This window comes from Peribacillus sp. NPDC096540 (assembly GCF_050278525.1).
Lineage (GTDB): Bacteria > Bacillota > Bacilli > Bacillales > DSM-1321 > Peribacillus.
The window spans coordinates 21,281-40,558 of sequence record NZ_JBNNTG010000036.1; the positions used below are offsets into that span (position 1 = coordinate 21,281).

The 19,278-nt window shown below is 38.6% G+C and carries 19 protein-coding genes; all 19 read right to left on the bottom strand.

Translation table 11 applies throughout. The annotated features are described in order from the left end of the window. Nucleotides 1-11 precede the first annotated feature (11 nt). The 19 genes from ACQKMR_RS23360 to fmdA all read right to left on the bottom strand — a co-directional run bounded on the left by ACQKMR_RS23360 (nucleotide 12) and on the right by fmdA (nucleotide 18,261). Complete coding sequence (locus ACQKMR_RS23360; RefSeq protein WP_427699423.1) at nucleotides 12-794, bottom strand: 2-keto-4-pentenoate hydratase; 783 nt, start codon at nucleotides 792-794, stop codon at nucleotides 12-14. A gap of 18 nt (nucleotides 795-812) precedes the next feature. After that, a complete protein-coding gene (locus tag ACQKMR_RS23365) occupies nucleotides 813-2,288 on the bottom strand; it encodes an aldehyde dehydrogenase (RefSeq protein ID WP_427699424.1) in 1,476 nt (491 codons plus the stop codon). A 46-nt stretch (nucleotides 2,289-2,334) separates the two neighbouring features. Next, the gene (locus ACQKMR_RS23370) at nucleotides 2,335-2,796 is read right to left on the bottom strand and encodes a RidA family protein (protein ID WP_427699425.1); all 462 of its coding nucleotides are present in this window, start codon (nucleotides 2,794-2,796) and stop codon (nucleotides 2,335-2,337) included. Nucleotides 2,797-2,809: 13 nt separating this feature from the next. Continuing rightward, nucleotides 2,810-3,805 carry an amidohydrolase family protein gene (locus tag ACQKMR_RS23375; protein ID WP_427699426.1) on the bottom strand — a complete coding sequence of 332 codons (996 nt, stop codon included), beginning with the start codon at nucleotides 3,803-3,805 and terminating at the stop codon, nucleotides 2,810-2,812. After that, complete coding sequence (locus tag ACQKMR_RS23380) at nucleotides 3,790-4,350, bottom strand: 3-hydroxyanthranilate 3,4-dioxygenase (RefSeq protein ID WP_427699427.1); 561 nt, start codon at nucleotides 4,348-4,350, stop codon at nucleotides 3,790-3,792. The genes ACQKMR_RS23375 and ACQKMR_RS23380 overlap by 16 nt, the downstream gene beginning before the upstream one ends. Nucleotides 4,351-4,396: 46 nt before the next feature. Next, the gene (locus tag ACQKMR_RS23385; RefSeq protein ID WP_427699428.1) at nucleotides 4,397-5,146 is read right to left on the bottom strand and encodes an IclR family transcriptional regulator; all 750 of its coding nucleotides are present in this window, start codon (nucleotides 5,144-5,146) and stop codon (nucleotides 4,397-4,399) included. 30 nt (nucleotides 5,147-5,176) lie between these two features. Further along, nucleotides 5,177-6,658: a 4-hydroxyphenylacetate 3-hydroxylase family protein gene (locus ACQKMR_RS23390; protein WP_427699429.1), complete on the bottom strand. Its 1,482-nt coding sequence runs from the start codon at nucleotides 6,656-6,658 to the stop codon at nucleotides 5,177-5,179. A 23-nt stretch (nucleotides 6,659-6,681) separates the two neighbouring features. After that, nucleotides 6,682-7,131, bottom strand: a complete 450-nt coding sequence (locus ACQKMR_RS23395) for a flavin reductase family protein (RefSeq protein WP_427699430.1) — start codon at nucleotides 7,129-7,131, stop codon at nucleotides 6,682-6,684. A 949-nt stretch (nucleotides 7,132-8,080) separates the two neighbouring features. Continuing rightward, nucleotides 8,081-9,088 carry a histidinol phosphate phosphatase domain-containing protein gene (locus tag ACQKMR_RS23400; protein WP_427699431.1) on the bottom strand — a complete coding sequence of 336 codons (1,008 nt, stop codon included), beginning with the start codon at nucleotides 9,086-9,088 and terminating at the stop codon, nucleotides 8,081-8,083. Then, nucleotides 9,082-9,870, bottom strand: coding sequence for a DeoR/GlpR family DNA-binding transcription regulator (locus ACQKMR_RS23405; protein WP_427699432.1), 789 nt, complete (start codon nucleotides 9,868-9,870; stop codon nucleotides 9,082-9,084). The genes ACQKMR_RS23400 and ACQKMR_RS23405 overlap by 7 nt, the downstream gene beginning before the upstream one ends. Continuing rightward, nucleotides 9,867-10,871, bottom strand: coding sequence for an ABC transporter ATP-binding protein (locus tag ACQKMR_RS23410; protein ID WP_427699433.1), 1,005 nt, complete (start codon nucleotides 10,869-10,871; stop codon nucleotides 9,867-9,869). The genes ACQKMR_RS23405 and ACQKMR_RS23410 overlap by 4 nt, the downstream gene beginning before the upstream one ends. Continuing rightward, nucleotides 10,868-11,647, bottom strand: coding sequence for an ABC transporter permease (locus tag ACQKMR_RS23415; RefSeq protein WP_427699441.1), 780 nt, complete (start codon nucleotides 11,645-11,647; stop codon nucleotides 10,868-10,870). Before ACQKMR_RS23415 ends, ACQKMR_RS23410 begins: the two co-directional genes overlap by 4 nt. Next, nucleotides 11,644-12,480 carry an ABC transporter permease gene (locus ACQKMR_RS23420; RefSeq protein WP_376107052.1) on the bottom strand — a complete coding sequence of 279 codons (837 nt, stop codon included), beginning with the start codon at nucleotides 12,478-12,480 and terminating at the stop codon, nucleotides 11,644-11,646. The genes ACQKMR_RS23415 and ACQKMR_RS23420 overlap by 4 nt, the downstream gene beginning before the upstream one ends. A gap of 29 nt (nucleotides 12,481-12,509) precedes the next feature. Then, on the bottom strand, nucleotides 12,510-13,328 hold the full coding sequence (locus ACQKMR_RS23425; protein ID WP_427699434.1) for an alkaline phosphatase family protein: 819 nt from the start codon (nucleotides 13,326-13,328) through the stop codon (nucleotides 12,510-12,512). Next, nucleotides 13,318-14,427 (bottom strand): ABC transporter substrate-binding protein, encoded by a 1,110-nt coding sequence (locus ACQKMR_RS23430; protein ID WP_427699435.1) that lies wholly within the window; start codon nucleotides 14,425-14,427, stop codon nucleotides 13,318-13,320. The genes ACQKMR_RS23425 and ACQKMR_RS23430 overlap by 11 nt, the downstream gene beginning before the upstream one ends. 464 nt (nucleotides 14,428-14,891) lie before the next feature. Continuing rightward, nucleotides 14,892-15,305, bottom strand: a complete 414-nt coding sequence (locus tag ACQKMR_RS23435) for an N-acetyltransferase family protein (RefSeq protein ID WP_427699436.1) — start codon at nucleotides 15,303-15,305, stop codon at nucleotides 14,892-14,894. A gap of 22 nt (nucleotides 15,306-15,327) precedes the next feature. Then, on the bottom strand, nucleotides 15,328-16,365 hold the full coding sequence (locus ACQKMR_RS23440) for a serine hydrolase domain-containing protein (protein WP_427699437.1): 1,038 nt from the start codon (nucleotides 16,363-16,365) through the stop codon (nucleotides 15,328-15,330). Between the two features lie 416 nt (nucleotides 16,366-16,781). Further along, nucleotides 16,782-17,054, bottom strand: a complete 273-nt coding sequence (locus ACQKMR_RS23445) for a zinc ribbon domain-containing protein (RefSeq protein WP_427699438.1) — start codon at nucleotides 17,052-17,054, stop codon at nucleotides 16,782-16,784. A 28-nt stretch (nucleotides 17,055-17,082) separates the two neighbouring features. Beyond that, nucleotides 17,083-18,261 carry a formamidase gene (fmdA, locus tag ACQKMR_RS23450; RefSeq protein ID WP_427699439.1) on the bottom strand — a complete coding sequence of 393 codons (1,179 nt, stop codon included), beginning with the start codon at nucleotides 18,259-18,261 and terminating at the stop codon, nucleotides 17,083-17,085. Between the last annotated feature and the right edge of the window lie 1,017 nt (nucleotides 18,262-19,278).

A 19,278-nucleotide genomic window follows, 5' to 3' on the forward strand; every position in this document is an offset into this window, starting at 1 on the left:
GGTCTCCTTTCTTACTCAAAATAAATCGATACCTTCCCAAGCTTTTCTCCAAAATCAGCGGAAAAATGGTCACCGGATTTCGCTTCAACTGCCGCTGATAATGCACCGGATAAAATTACTTCTCCAGCATTCAATGAAATATCAAATTCATGCAATTTATTCGCTAGCCAGGCTACGCATGTTGCCGGATTTCCTAGTACTGCGTTACCTGTTCCATGGTTAATAAATTCTTCATTTTTATATAAACTCATTTGTATAGAAGGAAGGTCGATGTCTTTCAATAGAACTTTGAAATCTCCTAAAATATATAAGCCAGATGAGGCATTGTCGGCAACAGTGTCAGGTAGCTTAATTTCCCAGTTCATCACACGACTATCAACGACTTCGATTGAAGCAACCACATAATCAGTTGCTTCGATTACATCTTCAACAGTTACATTTGGACCTTGTAAATCTTTCTTTAATATAAAAGCTATTTCCGCCTCCACTTTGGGCTGTAGAACTTTGCACTCGGAAATATATCCGTTATTTTGTACTTTCATTCCATCCAGTAAATGACCGTAATCTGGTTCATTTACACCAAGTAGCTGTTGCATTGCTTTTGAAGTCAAGCCTATTTTTTTACCGGTCACATGCAAACCGGATAGAACTTTCCTATGAATCGTTTCAAGCTGAATTTGATAAGCAGCTTTCACATCCAAATCCTGAATTTCACTTGTGGGAGCTGATATTCCTATTCTCGTTTTTTCTGCATTCAAAAACCTCGTAGACCATTCTGAGTAACTAACGGACATGATTCTTTCCTCCGTTCTTTATAATTTAATCGTAACGTTAGACAGTTCACTGTAAAATTCGAAACTATGCGCTCCTCCTTCACGGCCAATCCCACTGTGCTTCATGCCGCCAAATGGTGTGCGCAAATCACGCAAGTACCATGTATTCACCCAAATAATTCCTGCTTCTATTTTAGAAGCCACACGATGCGCCCGTCTTAAATCATTGGTCCAGATAGTTGCCCCCAGTCCGTAATGAGTGTCATTAGCCTGTTCTAGTACCTCTTCTTCCGTTTCAAATGGTATGACAGTTACAACTGGGCCGAAAATTTCTTCCCGTACGCAACGTGATTCACGCGTAACACCGGTAATAATTGTCGGCTCAATGAAAAATCCTTTTTCAAACTGTACCGCTCGCCCTCCTCCAGTTAATATTTCCGCTCCTTCTTCTTTCGCCAGCTCAATGTAACTCATCACTTTTTTGTAATGTTCCTTTCCTATTACAGCTCCAACTTTCGTTTCTGCATCAAAGGGATCCCCAACTTTTAATTTTTTTGTGCCCACGACCATCTTTTCAAGAAATTCATCATACAAATCTTGCTGAACATAGATTCGTGATCCACACAGACAAACTTCACCCTGGTTCATAAAACTCGACTTTAATGTCGTTTCGATAACTTCATCGAGGTTCGAGTCAGCAAACACAATATTCGGATTTTTCCCGCCAAGTTCAAATGAAATTTTTTTCAATGTCGGCGCGGCAGCCTTCATAATCGATGTTCCCGTTTTTGTTTCCCCTGTAAATGTAATCGCATCGACGTCAGGATGCTCGCTTAGAGCAGCTCCAGCAGAATTTACACCGAATCCATGCACAAGGTTGACAACCCCGTCCGGAACCCCTGCTTCCTTACAAATTCCCATCAATTTTGTCGCAGTCATCGGTGTCAGTTCAGCTGGTTTCATAACAGCAGTATTGCCAGCTGCCAGACAAGGTGCCAGTTTCCAAGTCAACAAGAGCAAAGGCAAATTCCATGGATTAATCATCCCTACCACCCCGACGGGACGTCTAATAGAATAATGAAGTGCAATGTCGTTCTGATTGTATGATTCATTACCAAGTGTCGTAATATAGTCAGCAAAAAAGTGAAAATTGTGGGCTGCACGTTTGATGTCCATTTCCAGTGCTAGGCTGTATGGTTTCCCTGTATCAAGGGTTTCCAGCACGGTCAGTTCTTCTTTATTTTCTAGAATTAGATCGCCAATTCGCCGCAGAATCGCGGAGCGCTGATTATCAGTATATGCTTTCCATGGACCTTGCAGAGCGCGCCTAGCTGCCGTAACGGCCTGATCCACTTCTTCTTTCCCGCCTTCAGCCACCCATCCAAGTTTTTCTTCTGTTGCGGGATTGATATTGTCAAAAGTCTTTGTTTGATTTTGATTCAGGAATTCTCCATTAATAAAATGCCGGCAATCTATTGATTTAGCTGTATCTATACCAACTTTTGCTGCTTCCATGAAACATCCCTCTCCCCTTATTGAGAAAATGGCTAATGCCATTTTCTCAATCTTGTATTTCGACGATCATTTCAATTTCAATTGCAGTATTATTTGGAAGCTGCGCCATTCCCACCGCTGACCGCGCATGTCTTCCCCGCTCGCCAAACACATTCACAAGTAAATCTGATGCGCCATTCAATACTTTGGGCTGCCCGGTAAAACTTTCGGTTGAATTGACCATGCCTAGAATTTTGATCACTTTCTTCACTCTAGATAGTTCGCCAAGCTCCTCCTTCAGCACACGCAGAAGGTTAATCATCGACTGTCTCGCTGCCTGATATCCTTCCTCTTCTGTCAGCTCTTTGCCAAGCTTGCCGTGAAAATTGTCAACACCCTGTCCAGATGTAAAAATCAAATTGCCCACCCGGACGTGGCTGACGTAATTGCCGACTGCTTCCCTAGGTGGCTCCAGTATTATCCCGAGTTCGTTAAGAATGGCTTCTGGTTTTTTGACCTGCTTTTTCATGCTTCTCCCCTCACTATTCCAAATTTAAAAACCTCAATGCATTTCTCCCAAGCAAATTCGCCTTTACTTCATCGGAAAGCTTTAAAGTGTCATCAATTACCTTACCAGGAGGGATTTCTCTCAGTAAAAATGGATAGTCAGAACCCATCAGCACATTCTTATATCCAAAACAGTCTATCAAATACTGAATATTCCTCGAATCATAGTTCAGGGAATCGAAATAAAACTTATGTGCATAATGGCTTGGTGGCATTGAGGTTTTTCTTAAGTCAGGCCATACCTCCCATCCCTGATCCATCCGCGGTAAAATATACGGAAACGAGCCTCCTCCGTGTGCGAAACAGATTTTCAGGTCCGGGAACTTTTCCATGACGCCACTCCAGACAAGGCTTGCCGCTGCCAGTGCGGTTTCACTCGGCATCGCTATTGTATACATAAAGTTGTTACGTTCTGTTCGGTCTTTTGCCATTGTCTCCCACGGGTGAATAAACAGGGGAATGTTCCATTTCTCAGCCATCTGAAAGAATTCTATAAACTCCGGAGCATCCAAATTTTCACCGTTGACGTTAGTACCGATCTCAATCCCTGCGAGGCCCAGCTCAAATTTACAGCGTTTCATTTCGTCAATGGCCACCTTCAAATCCTGAAGCGGTACCGTTCCGAGACCGATGAACCTGTCAGGATGCTTGTTCACCGTCTTGGCAATAAAATCATTTTGGAACTGGGATATATATAGGGCCTGCTCAATTGGCGCCCAGTATGAAAATGTCACAGGCACTGGCGACAGCACCTGCATGTCGACTCCTTCGGCAACCATATCCTGAATGCGTTTTTTCGCATCCCATACCTGATCTGTCACTTTCCTGAACAGCTCTCCACTGACCATAATATCCGCACCGCATGAACATTTCTGTTCGAGCACTGGCCAGCGACCCTGACCAAATTTCCCGGTTAAGTCTGGCAGGTCCAGCGGTAAAATATGTGTATGAAAATCTATTCGCATTTCCAAGCCTCAACTTCTTCTGACATTACATGATTGCATTTTTTGCAAGTCCGAAGTTCTTTACTGCCATTGAAGGCCTCTATTGCTTCTTTCACCTGCACTTCGATATTCGTCAGTTGAATGGTGATATTGTGCATCTCATGGTTGCATTTCGCACAGAACCAGACAAAATCTTCAAGCTCATCTTTTGCGCGCTTACGCTCTATGACAATGCCGTAAGTATCCGCTACACGGTGAGGAGAGTGTGGCACATCAGCAGGCAACATAAACATTTCTCCTTCTTTTACTTCCACAACTTCACGCTCGCCATTTTGATTGATGCACTCTACATAGCAGGAACCTTTTATCTGATAAAATAGCTCGTCAGAGGGATCTACATGAAAATCACGGCGATAGTTTGGACCACCCAGTAGCATCGCAATAAACTCGGAATCTTCCCAGAGCACTTTATTATTAACCGGTGGCTTCAATAAATTTTTATTGTCCTCAATAACTTTCATTAGATTTAGTGATCTAGATTGTAATAATTGAGACTGGTCGTGTACTTTCATAAATAAAACTACCTCCCGTTTTATACTTTCTTAATAATTGGACAATTTACATCAACGACATATATCCCACTTGTTTTGAAATCATTTGAGCCGATCGAACCACAGACTGAATAATATTTGTTTTTTCTTTTCCAATCATATAATTTCGCTCACCAACAAGGTTCAGTGCTGCAATAACTTGACCGTTGTATGATTTAATGGGAGCTGCAACGCCATATAAGCCAAAATCATTTTCATCATCACTAATCGCAAATCCTTGTTTGCGGATGGTCTTTAATTCTTCATCCAATTTGTTAATACAAGTAATCGTATTAGTTGAATGCTTTAATAGACCCTTTGCGAGCGTTGGTTGAATAAAGGAAGGATTAAACGCAAGTAATACTTTCCCGCTGCTCGTACAATAAGCTGGCTTTCTTGCACCGATATGAGTGGTCATATGCTCTGCATGAGGGGAAGTCATTTTCATCACAAATCTGACTTCACCTTCGTGAAACATACCAATATGAGAATTCCCTTTGAATTGTAGGACAAGGTTGCTTATAATAGGACCTGCTTCATAATGAATATCCTGCTGATACATAACTTTACTGCTCCACTCAAGTAACTTCCACCCGAGCCGGTATTTTCGATCTTTACCTTGAATTAACATTCCATCCTTGCACATTGTTTTCAATAGATGATGAGATGTGCTAGGACTCATTTTCAATTTTTCAGCTATTTCCTTATTTCCAAGTGACGGTTCATCATTAGTAAATAAATCAAGTATCTTTATTAACTTTTCAATGGACGAAATCATGACATCCCCATCCCTATTCAACTATTAAAGTTACTGATTAACCGCATCGATAGCGAATTGCATTGGCTTGTTCAGTACTTCATCGACCATTGCAAAGTTCTTGTTTTTCTTATACTTATTATAAAAAACTGCTCTTTTCCGAACCGGATCTCCCGTGTAATAGCGCTCGTATTGAAGCAAACGCTGCCCAAATGCTTCCCCACATAAATCCCATGCAAGTTTAAACACCCTGACACGCTCTTCGGCAGAAACACCGCTTCGGCCTCCGTAATACTTGTCGATATCGCAGCGCAAATCAGGATTATCAAAGTCGGCTCCAGTTGGTGACATCAAGAGCCCACCAGCCCCAATGGTCTGGATAACCTCAATGGCACGTGGATACATCTCTGGAAGGAAACCGCGAATCGTTTCCAGGGCATCCGGATTTGGCCGGGCTTCTCCATATTCATTAATCGTGAATTCATATTCTGCTACCCGAAGAAGTGAACGTATGACTTCGACAGATTGAACGAGTTCACCCAAATCACGCTGTACATGCAGGAACCCATCAACTCCGATAGAGTCTGCTACTTTACAAGCTACTTCAACGGCAAATGCCAGTTTAATATACCCACGGACACCTGATTGATGAGCAGGCTGTTCAGCGATTCCCGTCATTGGATACAAGCGGTTCGCCGCCTCCACATTGTTGTATAAAAAGACCCGATTCCATGGAACAAGTACATCATTAAATACAAGCAGCGCATCCATTTCTTCATAGCGGGAGGCAAGTGGATGGTCAAACATCGAGCGCGTTCCATCCTGCATTGGTTCTCGACAGATGATACGGAGTCCTGGCGTATCAATAGGCAACGCAAACGCTACCGCATGGCGTTCATCTCCAGGTGCAAATCCTGGGAAAGAATAAATAATTACTTCATCAGTAATAGGTGCCAAGGTAGCTAACATTTTCGCGCCCCGGACAAGTATTCCTTCTTCTTTTTCCTCAACTGTCCCTAAGTGAGTATACGTATCTTTTTGTTCGTGCGATGCCTTGCTTCGATCATTTTGAGGGTTTATGATTGCATGTGTTAAGAACAAATCATTGTTACGAATATAGTTATAATAATCCTTGATATTCTTAGACCAGTCTTTGTTGTATTTATCAAGGAACCAGGAATTATGTGCCATAGAAGTGACTACAACATTTAAAAAGTCAGGTGTCCTCCCCATTAGTCCATATGTCATCCTTGCATACACTTCAAATAACTTACTTCTTTTTAGTAGATCTTCCTTTGTTTTCGGGAATAAAAAAGCATTATTAAAACGCTCTCCGGTTTCTTTACAAATATGCGTGATTTCATTTTGATACTCAGGGTCATTCTGAATGTCATATAACTTCGCGATTTCGTGAATCGGTTGTTTAAAAATTGGCTCATTATAAATATCTTCAACCATTCTGCCGCCGAGCCAAACTTCAGGTTTTCTGGATTTAATTCTATTAATATAATCTTGGCCGTTTTTAATCGCCATAAAAATCCCCCTTATTTTACTAGTTATTTAGTAGACCCCATTTTACCTTTATAAAAAGTAAGCGCTTCCAAATCATCGTAATGATATTGTTGGATTTCACCGATAAACAAGACATGATCTCCTGCGTCGTACTCTTTCCATGGTTTACATTCCATCCAAGCAATGCTGCCGTTTATTTTTGGTGAACTGTTATCCCTGTCAATTTCTAATGATTCCTGTGGTCTTCCTGCAAACTGCCATGCAACAGCTTCTTGTTCATCCGATAAAATATTAATGGTAAACGGTCTTTCATTCATGCTATTGCACGCTTTTGCTTCTTTATGAATTGACACTAAAGCATGCGGGGGATCCAGAGAAACCGAGGTGAATGAATTTACTGTAATACCATTTTGAACTTTCCCATCAAACCAGCTAACTATCGTGACTCCTGTTGGGAAATTACCAAAGCAATTTCTTAATTCGCGCCAATCCACCTTTTCACCTCCTACTCTTTTATTATGAATTCATTATATTAAACTTGAAAATTAAAAAAATCCTATAATTTCATAATGTGGAATTATAGGATCTTTTTGTAAAAATATTTTTATTATTTATCATAGGTTCTTAAAAATTCACTATTGCTAACTATTGACGTGAAAACTTTGTAATGTCGTATATTAATTAGTATTTTTCCGAATCTTGTTATAAATCTAACTACACCTGTAATATTTAGTAACTTATTTATATTTTCGTATCATCTATTGAATCATAAAAAACCCCGAATAAGGGACACTTTTTTTGTGTGTCCGTTATTCGGGGTATAGTTCAAAAAAGTAGGCTCCGTTTTATAAACATGGGCTGATTTATTTCTATTAAAATTTATTTCCTTTTATCTTCCTTGCCGTGGTGGTCTTCGTGATTTTTACTATCTTGTACGCCCGATTTTGAAACAAGAGATGGAAGTCCAGAGATATACCCTACACCGCCAGTTTTATTAATACCAATTTCTTTATCAATAGCTTTTGTAAGCTCATCTTTATTTGTGCGAGTGCCACAGTTCTTTTCTTAGAAAAAAGATTTTTACTCAAAATTAAACATCTCCTTGCTATCGTTTTATTACTCTACTCTATTAAAATAAAAAAATGTTAATTTAATATTATAAATTTGTATTTTTATCATTAATGTTCATTAATAAATTGGATTACCTCAAGTAATTCATTGTCATTTACTAAAACAAAAGTAGATGTGTCGTAATAAAAAGTATCTGTTTCATCCATAGGCAACTAACGTGCCCCTTTAGGTTGGCATAACAGCAGCTTGTGTTGGAAGAACACTGTTATCGGCCAAGTATATTTGGCCGTTACAATTTGTAGCTAAAGTCGCTGGATTTTCAATTTGTGCTCTTACTTTTAAGGGGCGGAGGTTCTCAAAAAAAGACCCATTTTACCGGATCTGTACTAAGTTTCTTTCTCTCTGATGGAAGGTTGCTAGATGTGAGGCGCCTAATTGCTGCAACATTTTCTTGTTCTCTGCAACATATTTTCCAAGATCATCTGGATAGTGTGAATCAGAAGAAAGGGTAATCGGTATACCTTGGTTAACAATTGTCGATAGAAAATCAATGGATGGGCACATTTCTTTGGCCGGATAGCGATAGTATAAACCCGCATTCACTTCTGTGGCGGTATTCGTTTCCTTTAATGCGACAGCAATGCGTTCATACCATTTTTGATTAAAAGTTTCATTGTTTACTTTGAAATTAAATACTTTTAAATTATCTAAATGTGCAACAAAATCAAACATGTTTGAACGGATCATTTTTTCAACTGTTTCATAAAAACGAGTGTATAGCTCTTCTAAAACATATTTTTCAAAGTGAGATGCGGTTTGTGGGTTATCAAATCCCCAGCCATCCACATAATGAATAGAACCAATTACATAGTCCCACGGTTTTCCTTCTAAGAGTTCTTCTAGCTCCTGTTCTTGCCCAACAAAATAATCCGCTTCAATTCCTAACTTTAATGAGACACCTTCTTTTTCCCAGCGTTTTTTTGCTGCTACAATCGCTTCAACGAACTCATCCATCTTTTCGGTCATAACATTTTTTATCCAATACGATTGTAATTCACCAATTGAATCGTTCGGATCAAGATTTAACGCCTTTTCAAAATAATTTTTCGTTTCTTTAAAACGATACAAATGATCGACAATACCTACTTCTTTCAATCCAATTTGTTTCGCTTTTTTTAAATATAAATCAATCCACTCTTCGCCGTAACAACCACCATTCAGTCGCTTTTGCAACTGATTCACTTGATTCTCAATTTTTTCTTTCGAGTCGTAAACTTGCACTTCATTTAACTGAAAAGATCCAAGGGCTTTCGCCGTACGTTCAAGCCAATTAAAAGAATACGGGCCTTCTTCTAGATGTACATGATAATCGATTAGCATTCTGATCGACTCCTTTTTGCTATAATCCAACTTGTATACCATTTTTTCCATTCTTTCGGACAAGGCTGATTACTAATCACTTCATCAAAATGGCTTGCATCACCAAATGAATAGAAAGACGGAATACCTATTTTTGATGAATCTACAAGTAAAATATTCTTCTTGCTTCTTGCCATCATTTTAGCTGAAACAAGTGACTCATCTAAATCATAATCATAGATTGTATCTGCAACAATTCCACCGCAGGATATAAACGCTTTATCCATATGCATATGACTTAACCATTCCAGCGTCATTGCACCCGAGACAGAGGATTGAGCAGGGTTCGTAAAACCACCTAACAAAATAACCTTGCCCGTCACACGCTTCTCTTCAATTGCTTGGTTAAAGCGATCCGCTGCTGCAATTGAATTTGTCACAACAGTCAAATTTTGAACATTTTGAATTAAATCAGCGATATGAAATGTGGTCGTTCCAACATCAATCGCAATCGTATCACCATCTTCAATACGTGATATCGCTTCGAATGCAATTTGTTCTTTTTCTGCACGATTGATATCGAGTTTTCGTAAGTAAGCTTGTTCTTTTTCTAATGTTGTATATAGAACTGCTCCTCCGTGCACTCGAGTAATCTGTTCCAGTGCTTCTAACTCGGTCAAGTCTCGGCGAATCGTTTCTGGTGTAACAGAAAACTTATTTGCCATTTTTGCAACTGATACGCGTTTCTCCTCATTCACCCATTGAATAATTAAACGATGGCGTTCTTCCTTTAATTGATTCATGATAAGGCGATTACATCCTCTGGTTCTACGAATAATTGGTATTCCGTACCTTTTTCAAATGTAGAGGCACGATGATGCAATTGTTCAGTCGTAAATTGCTTATTGTCCGCATGAAAAGTTGTACGGATCACATTTCCATTCATAATAGAATCGCCAGCAATTGCGCTTAATTTGTAAGAGGAGACCTGAGCTTGTAAATGAATAGATTCTGGACGTATCGCATATTTATCTGCGGATAACGCTACATTTTTTCCAATTAATTTTCCTATCTGCTCTTTTGAAAAAACATTGTATCGTCCTATAAAATTGGCAACAAATTCGGTTTTAGGATGCGTGTAGATTTCAGATGGTGTTCCTTCTTGTGCAATCTTTCCATTATTCATGACGAAAATACGATCGGAAACAGACATCGCTTCTTCTTGGTCATGTGTAACAAGAATCATCGTCATATCCAGTTCACGTTGAATCGCTCGAAGTTCGACTTGTAGATGTTTACGAATTTGTGCATCAAGTGCACTTAACGGTTCATCAAGTAACAATACTTTCGGACGAACAACGAGAGAACGAGCAAGCGCGACACGTTGCTGCTGACCACCGGAAAGTTCATGCGGATACGCCTCTTTCTTCTCTTGTAAACCAACGAGGTTTAACATTTTCCCTACTAGCTCTCCCACTTCATTTTCTGGTTTTTTGAGCATCTTTATTCCAAACGCAACATTTTCATATACGGTCATATTCGGAAATAATGCGTATGATTGAAATACCATACCTACTCTGCGGTTTTTAGGCGGAATTTTCTTCATATCTTTCCCATCAATCATCACTTGACCACCAGTCGCATCTGTTAGTCCAGATAATATACGCAAGATTGTACTTTTCCCACAACCACTTGGTCCAAGTAACGTGACAAATTCGCCATCTCTAATGTTCATATCAATTCCAGTAAGAACTTTTGTATCTTGATATTGTTTATAAACGTCTTTTAACACTACGTAACTCATGCGCGTGTCATTCCTTTCGCTCTTTTCGTTAATGTCGCCATTACTAGCGTCAAAATACCCATCAATACGATGTATACGAACACAATCGCACTCGCAACATGACCACTTGTACTTAATTTTGACATTAAATAAATTTGAACCGTTTCAAAACGAGAACCTACAACGAGGTTTATCAAAACAAATTCGCCAAATAAAACAGAGAATGATAATAACGCTGAAACAAATAATCCTGGATAAACTGATGGAAGCAACACTTTACGGAAAGCTTCCATTTTTGAAGCGCCTAGTAATTCCGCCGCATCCATTAATTGACGGCCTTGAACATTCCGCAAGCTATTTCGTGTTCCTTGGTACATATATGGAAGCACGCTAATGACATATACCCCGATCACAGCGAGGATCATCGGTAAACTAGTTCCTGAATAAAACCGAATTAAACCAACTGCTAAAATAACACCAGGGAAAGCATATACCATCACAACACTTGCCTGGAACCACTTTTCTAACGATGGAAAGTATAATACGATCACGAAAATCGCCGGCACAATAAATAATATAGAAATGAAAACTGCACTACCTGAAAGAAGAACAGATCGTCCGAACGCTTCTATAAATCTTGCATCTCGAAATAACGTATTAATCCATTCCAACGTTAATCCTTCCGGTAAAATGGTTTTATTCCATTCCGTTGAAAATGCATACAAAGCGGTCGCTAGAATTGGTAGGGCTAAATATACACCGATCAGAATAAGCATGACGATTGTAAATTTTTTCATCGTTCCGACAAATCCTTTCTCGTTTTCTTGGTGAGCCATTCACTAAGTAACATCCCGATAATCATAATCACACCAAGTAAAACGGCAATGGCACTCGCCAATTCTGGTTGAGCAAAAATATCCCCCTTAATAAGTGCCCCGATACGAATTGCCGCTAAGTTAAAATTACTCCCTGTTAAGGCGTAAGCAGATGCATATGCACCTATCGCATTAGCGAACAATATAGTGAACGTGCCCGCAATACCAGGAAATAAAATAGGCAGTCCGATTTTTTTCCAAAATGTAAATTTAGAAGCTCCTAATAACGCAGCGGCATCTTTCCATTGTTGCTGAATACCGTAATAAATCGGATATAAAAGCATGATTGAAAGCGGGAGTTGAAAGTAAATATAAATGAGCAACAGCCCTGACCAACTATAAAGAGAAAAAGATAAATCCCAGCCGAACGAATCAAGCGCTAATGTAAAGAGACCGCTATTTCCAAGTAAGACGATAAATGCAAAAGCGAGTGGTACACCCGCGAAGTTGGACGTCAAGTTGGACAAAATCAATAACCGTTCACGGACCGGTTCAGGAAAATACGTCATCGCATACACACCTAACAAGGAAACGACTAACGCGACGAATGCTGAAACGACTGACAAAGCTAAACTGTTTTTAAACCCTTGTAAAATATAAGAACTTGTTAACACTTCATGATAATGTTCTAACGTAAACCCTTCACTATTTGAAAAACTACTCATCAACATGTAAAAGAGTGGTACGAGAAAAAAAAACGTCATCAACAAAGCGAACGGGACTAGTATGAAAAGTACTCTTTTTTTTCCATTCATAATCATGATGTCTCCCTTTATTTAATTGACTAGACCCCAGGTATTATGAGAGGGACCATCGCTTCTGATGGATCGATTCCGAGTAAATGGCAAGCAAGTGGCGCCACTTGTAGTTGAGAGATAATTTGATCCTGAACAACAGGCTTCACTTTATTCGAAGCAATAAATAACGGAACATGGCGATCATTAGGTGTATTCCCACCGTGATTTCCATCGCTTGTCATTCCGTGATCGGCTGTCACGATAATGTTGTATCCAAGTTCCATCCATTCTGGCAACGAAAGTGCCAATAAAGCATCTGTAGCTAAAACGCGATTTCGATATTGAACAGAATCTGCTGTAAATTTATGTCCATCATCATCTACATTCATCGGGTGAATATAGAGGAAATCTGGTTTCTTTTCTGAAACGAGCCACCTAGCTTCTGCGAATAAATGGTTATCTGGATAATGATCTTCAAAGTAGAACAGACCATTTTCAATCGGGGCATCTTTATCTAATTGAATTCGATCCATACCAGGACGAAATGGCGCATGATTATATAGCTCACTTACCCAATGATAAGCAGCTGCAGCGGTTGTCTTCCCGCTGCGTCTTGCTAAATGAAACAGACTTTCTTGTGTTGATAAGCGGACGACTCCATTACCAACAATTCCATGGACTAAAGGTGGCGTTCCAGTCAAAATTGTTTCATATAGTGGCCGAGATAAAGAAGGGACTTCCGATTTCACTTCATAACGCGCAACCTTTCCTTGTTCAACGAGATGTTGCATAAAACCCATATGAGAACACGCTGTATCAAAACGCAACGCATCCACAACGATCATAATTAAACGATTATTTGACATGGATTAACACCTTCTCTTGCCACATTTGAGGAATTTGTTTTGTTGTTTCTTCCCAAGCCTTTTGATCGCCAACTGGTTGGGCATTTTTATACATGTTATCCGGTAATAGAAGAGATTGAACTTCTTCTGATAATTCAACATTTTCACGAATTGGACGTGCATACCCTTTTGCTAAATTTTCTTGACCCTCATCTGAAAGAATGTATTCACGAGTCAACATAGCAGCATGCGGTTTTTTTGAATATTTATTAATGATTGTGGCATAACCAGATGTAACAGATGCCTCTTCTGGAATCGTTACGTCAAATCGTGCTTCATCAACTTGTTTGCGATAACCCAGTGCATTAAAGTCCCAAAGTAAAGCAACATCAATTTCACCTTTTTCTAGATTAGCAACACTTGGATCACCAGCAGATAAACGACCTTGTTTCGCTAATTCTGCAAAGAAGTCAATACCCGGTTGAATATTCTTTTCGTCTCCACCGAAAGCATAAGCAGCTGCTAATATAGCAAATTGTGCTTGGTTTGCTGTTAGCGCATCACCAATACTAACTGTGTAATTACCATTTTTTATATCTTCCCAAGAAGTCGGGACCGTTTTTACGTTATTCTTATCTGTAATAATTGCCATCGTTCCTGTATAGCCAACTACCCAGTCTCCGTTATCATCTTTCGCCCAATCTGGAATGTCATCCCAATAGGACGTTTTATAGGGAATCGTTAAGTCTTGTTCCTCTGCAATAGGTCCAAAGGCAATTCCAACATCACCAATATCAGCTGTTGCATCATTTTTTTCAGCTGCAAATTTTGCTAACTCTTCTGCACTCGACATATCTGTATCAGTATGTTGCACATTATATTTTTTGGCCAACTCATCCCAAGTTTCCACCCAGTTTGCCCAAGTATCCGGCATCCCAACTGAATTAACTTTGCCTTCTTCTTTTGCCTTGTCTTCTATTTGTGTCAATGTCAATTTGTTATAATCTTCTTCTTCTCCTGCGCTTGATTCTTTACTATTATTATTTGATGAACATGCTGCTAACATTGAAATAGTCATTGCACCGATTATTCCTGTTTTCCACTTACGGTTCCAAGACATTGTCGTTTTCCCCCTAAATATGTTTGTTTTTATTTTGTTTCACACTATGAATATACAAAACAAATATTAAGCAAACATAATTCCCACACTAAGCTTTTGTAAATCTCAATTTACAGAAGCTTTACATCCAACATTCTATTTAAGATGACTAAAGTAATAAGTACCAGTGCCCCCGTCACAACGCTAAGGTAAGAAATTAGAAAAACGTAATAACGGTGCCTGTCACTCCCTGATGATTAATGAATTCTGTTTTCTTTCAAAAACACCACAAAGGCTCAGTCCTTTAAGACTGAGAAACTTCGCATTCTAAGTGCCAAGATTATAGGAAAATAAAAATGCACATAAAAAATGAGCTGGGAAATGTATCTCCAAGCTCATGTATCTTGCTGTCCGTTTTTTACTTAAACACCCTAGTTGAAGAAGAAAATGACTATACTACTTATTAGATAAAAGGAAAACCGTGTTCAGTCATTAAAAATCCACACATTAAATTCCTCATTTTGTTCTTGTAAATACCATCCTGATTTATCATAATAATCATTTAAAAAGGAATCAGTCGGACATAGTGAAATGATAGGTAAATCATTTATCGTTTTTAACATCTTTTTTAATAACCCTTGACCGCGATAAATTTCACTAATCGCAAATTGGTATAAAGATATTTTGTTTTGTGTTTTTTTTCGGTAAAACCGAAAAGCCCCTACTACTTGACCTTCTACTGTTGCCACTATCATTTGCTTTCTTCTTATGGCTGCTTTAATTCCAAGAGGACATAAAAACTCTTCAGAATAAACCGCACTGTTATTGCGGTCTAAATTTTCGTTGAAGAACGACACAACTTCAGGTATATGAGTTGGATTTGCTAAGGCTATCTGCATATTTCTCCCCCCTTAACGCTTTTTAAGACAAAAGAGATTTATATATTTCTCCTATAATACCTTCCATTTGATGAACACCCAATTCTGCATTCGTCATTATGACGGCGCCTTTCTCTAAATACGGAAACGCCACCATCATACATTGAAAACCCACTCCCCAACCAAGTGATGTAATTTCTAGTTCTTTTTCAGAGCTTTCAAGAAACACACCTAATCCAGTCCAACTTTTACCTCTTTGTGGGGTTATCATTTCTTTTGCTAAACTTTTCGAAATGCCAACCATGCTTTCTCCTTTTACAGCATTCATTAACTCACGAACTAATTCAGCTAAATTCAAAGAAGTTGTCCATAATCCAGAAGCCGCTGGATAAGGATATATAGGATATTTTCCATCTACTAATTCACCGTTTTTGTTGTGACCACAAGAAAAATTTTGTCTATCCACTTCCAACATTGTTGTATTGAGTTGGCTATTTGCCATTCCTAATGGGTCAAATATTTGCTCATTCATAACTTGATGAAACAGTTTTTCAGTAACATCTTCTATCAGTTGCTGAATGATACAAAAACCTGCATCCGAATAATGAAATTCACTTTCTGGTTCACACTTGACGTCAATAGGAGTTTTACAATAAGGAGTTTGCCCCTCTAATAATTCAACCATCGAAGGAACCCCTATTTTTGAATTCAGTTCAGGAAAACTACCTTCAGGGTCTTTAATTCCAGATTGATGACTTAGTAAGTTCCTCAATGTCACTTTTTTATTTTTGGTAAAATCATTTTCTGGTACTTTCCACGATACAAGACTTTCATTCACATCATCATCTAAATCAAGAAGTCCTTCCTCTACTAGCTTCATAGCAAGTATTCCTGTTAAGAACTTGCTAATTGAACACACACTAAAAATAGAATCTTCATTTGTTTTTCTATTGCTTTCCACTTCTAATATGCCGTAATTTTCTGTTCCACTAATTTCACCGCCCTCAAGCAATGTGATACTTAAACCTTGCACTTTATAATGTTTCATTCGTTCTTCAATGTTAATGTTTTTTAATTTCACAATTATCCTCCTTGTTAGTATTATCAAGTAAAATATAACACGAATATATGTTCTGTTATATCTATTTGGAAAATAAATTAAAATAATTTTATTAGATGTAGGGCAGGCGTCATCATACCACTTTACGAATAAATCAACCTTTTCCTTTAACATAGCCTTATATTAATTCCTCGAGAGAAAAAGCCAGAAGAGCTGCAGAACTATTAGATAAGCGTAGGGAACAATAGAATACTCTTGTAGGGTTCAATCCCTATTGCTACCAATATATTTGTCTAGAAAATCACGACTTTTTAACAAATCGCGGTAAAATCTTAGATGTTACCTTTTATCCCTTTAAATAAAAACTAAAAGCACAAAAAGGAATTTGATCTTCCTTTTTGTGCTTTTTTAGTGTTTATAGGAGAAATTGTCTTTGCTTACTGCCCTACTTGCCATGGACGACTGACTTGTGGTTTCCTTTTACTTTGTTTTGGTCCTAATTCTTCTTTTGTCATTCTACGAGGCTCCATCCCCCGTTCAATACGGGTGCGTATTTCCTTTGAATTAGAAAACAAATTGGGTGGTTGGTAGACACGGGAAGCCTCCTGATGGCAGCCAGGACATTGCGCTGTTCCTTTATAGCCTGCCATTGACTTAAAGAATAGTGTGAACTCACCGCATTGACTGCAGTTAAAGGTGTAACTAGGCAAGGAAAGTCCCCCTTCATCCATCTATTTATTACTTCGGATTAATATCTTTATCAAATATTTGGGTCGGAATGGCCACGGTACAACATGCATTCGGGATGTCGACGATTCCATTTATCCGGCCTTCAATAGGCGCTGTACTTAATATCATATATGCCTGCTCTCCTGTATAACCAAGTGTTTTCAAATATTCGATTGCATTCAGGCAAGCTCGGCGGTAAGCAATATTTGCATCCAAATAATGTTGATTTCCTGTAAACTCATCTACTGAAATGCCTTCAAACACTAAATAATCGGAATAATTTGGTTCAACCGGACCAGGTTTGAAGACAGGATTGTCTTTAATTTTATATTTCTCCATACCTCCCTTAATCACGTCGACACGAAGATCAATCCATCCCGCCATTTCAATCCCACCGCAGAATGTAATTTCGCCATCCCCTTGTGAAAAATGGAGGTCACCTACCGAAAGTTTTGCCCCGTCCACAAATACTGGGAAGAAAATTCTTGAACCTTTTGATAAATTTTTAATGTCACAGTTTCCTCCATTTTCCCTTGGAGGCACGGTTCTCGCTCCCTCTTTGACCACCCGATCAAATTCTGCTCCTTTTAACGTGCCTAGCACTGCATGCTCTGCTTGGGGAGAAGTTGCTAGTTCAGGTACACGGTCGGGATCTGTCATCTTCAATTCATTTTCTCGTTTATTCCACTCTTGCAAAAGCTCCATTGAAGGCGCTACACCAATTAACCCAGGATGGATAAGCCCGGCAAACTTAACACCTGGCACATGCCTTGAAGTCGTATAAATCCCTTCAAAGTCCCAGATAGATTTCGCTGCTTCCGGATAATGTTCCGTTAAAAAACTTCCTCCATTTTCCTTGGCGAAAATTCCATTAAAACCCCATTCAGACTCAGCAAACGCACCGATATCCAAAATATCAACAACTAATAAATCACCCGGTTCCACTCCATTTACATAAACCGGTCCGCTTAATACATGAACTCGCGGCAAAATAACATCCCTAATGTCACGAGGATCGTCATTGTTGCTAATTTGTCCATCCGTCCAATCTTTACACTCCATACGAAACGATTGGCCCAGCTCTACTGAAAAAGCAGCGGGAATATCCGGATGCCAACGATTATGCCCCGGGTGTGCTTGTTGCTCCATCGGTTTACTAAGATCAAGTTTAAACAAAGTTTTAGGCATGTTACTCCTCCTTCAATCTATTAATCTATGAAGTTAATCTATGAAGTTAAACTATGTATACGTTTTCATAATAGTATTTTTAACAAATATAGTCAAATTATTAATATTATAACAGATGGGCGAGATGAACTTAATCTTGATGATGTGAGTAAAGTAATATTAGGGATCAATAGAACAACTACCTCTTTTTTATATTGAGTTGAGTTGATAGTTTTTACTTTGCTTTTAAAGGTGCTCGCTCCATTTTGTTCTTTGTTATTAATTCATATGAGATTAGAACAACCTATTGATTCAATAGATAGATAGTTTTATTTTAAAATCCCCCTATTTATTCCCGTTGAGCAAAGGTTAATTTTTTGACTAGTTTCTTCTATGGAAAAAACAAGGGGGAAATAGGATTTTGCGCGAAAATAGAACCAACATACTGTAATTACAGTCTATGATTTAATTCCATAAAAACTCATTAAGGGAAGCAGTTACACTCTAAATTTTAGATTAAAGCTGCTCCCTTTATTAGTTTTAAAATTCAATTTCTCCAATCGCCATTTCGACAAGATTGACTATTTCCCCTTCATGAATTTGCCAATTTATTATTTCGATATCAGGATAAAAAAATTGATCTTCTTTTACCATTGGAACTTGGCTTCGTATTAAATGATATATTCTCTCCGTAATCGGAGACGCTTACAAAAATCTTCGTTTATTAAATTTATTTAACTTCTATAGCTACTTTTTTCAGCACAAAATACAACTAAATGTTAGTACGGCCTCAATTTTTCGAACCAAATGGTTCACTGGCACCAGTTGATCTAAAGTAATTATTTAAAGTTGATCTCGCTGAATAGAATCATGTTTAGAAAGCATCCTCATCACCTCAAGTTTTAATACTTCCATTTCAAAACAAAAAAAACTGTAGGCAAAATTGATCTGACCCAATAAAGTTAGACATATAGTTTAAGCAGCTTCTAAGACCTGAGTTCGGTATTCTATCGGACTCAGGTCTTTTAATTTTACCTT

What these genes read in the sequence shown, in the direction of transcription:
- ACQKMR_RS23430 (WP_427699435.1), bottom strand. Translation starts at nt 14,427, where the DNA reads ATGTCTTGGAACCGTAAGTGGAAAACAGGAATAATCGGTGCAATGACT.
- ACQKMR_RS23420 (WP_376107052.1), bottom strand. Translation starts at nt 12,480, where the DNA reads ATGAATGGAAAAAAAAGAGTACTTTTCATACTAGTCCCGTTCGCTTTG.
- ACQKMR_RS23410 (WP_427699433.1), bottom strand. Translation starts at nt 10,871, where the DNA reads ATGAGTTACGTAGTGTTAAAAGACGTTTATAAACAATATCAAGATACA.
- ACQKMR_RS23385 (WP_427699428.1), bottom strand. Translation starts at nt 5,146, where the DNA reads ATGATTTCGTCCATTGAAAAGTTAATAAAGATACTTGATTTATTTACT.
- ACQKMR_RS23435 (WP_427699436.1), bottom strand. Translation starts at nt 15,305, where the DNA reads ATGCAGATAGCCTTAGCAAATCCAACTCATATACCTGAAGTTGTGTCG.
- ACQKMR_RS23415 (WP_427699441.1), bottom strand. Translation starts at nt 11,647, where the DNA reads ATGAAAAAATTTACAATCGTCATGCTTATTCTGATCGGTGTATATTTA.
- ACQKMR_RS23360 (WP_427699423.1), bottom strand. Translation starts at nt 794, where the DNA reads ATGTCCGTTAGTTACTCAGAATGGTCTACGAGGTTTTTGAATGCAGAA.
- ACQKMR_RS23405 (WP_427699432.1), bottom strand. Translation starts at nt 9,870, where the DNA reads ATGAATCAATTAAAGGAAGAACGCCATCGTTTAATTATTCAATGGGTG.
- ACQKMR_RS23425 (WP_427699434.1), bottom strand. Translation starts at nt 13,328, where the DNA reads ATGTCAAATAATCGTTTAATTATGATCGTTGTGGATGCGTTGCGTTTT.
- ACQKMR_RS23365 (WP_427699424.1), bottom strand. Translation starts at nt 2,288, where the DNA reads ATGGAAGCAGCAAAAGTTGGTATAGATACAGCTAAATCAATAGATTGC.
- ACQKMR_RS23380 (WP_427699427.1), bottom strand. Translation starts at nt 4,350, where the DNA reads ATGAAAGTACACGACCAGTCTCAATTATTACAATCTAGATCACTAAAT.
- ACQKMR_RS23390 (WP_427699429.1), bottom strand. Translation starts at nt 6,658, where the DNA reads ATGGCGATTAAAAACGGCCAAGATTATATTAATAGAATTAAATCCAGA.
- fmdA (WP_427699439.1), bottom strand. Translation starts at nt 18,261, where the DNA reads ATGCCTAAAACTTTGTTTAAACTTGATCTTAGTAAACCGATGGAGCAA.
- ACQKMR_RS23400 (WP_427699431.1), bottom strand. Translation starts at nt 9,088, where the DNA reads ATGCTAATCGATTATCATGTACATCTAGAAGAAGGCCCGTATTCTTTT.
- ACQKMR_RS23370 (WP_427699425.1), bottom strand. Translation starts at nt 2,796, where the DNA reads ATGAAAAAGCAGGTCAAAAAACCAGAAGCCATTCTTAACGAACTCGGG.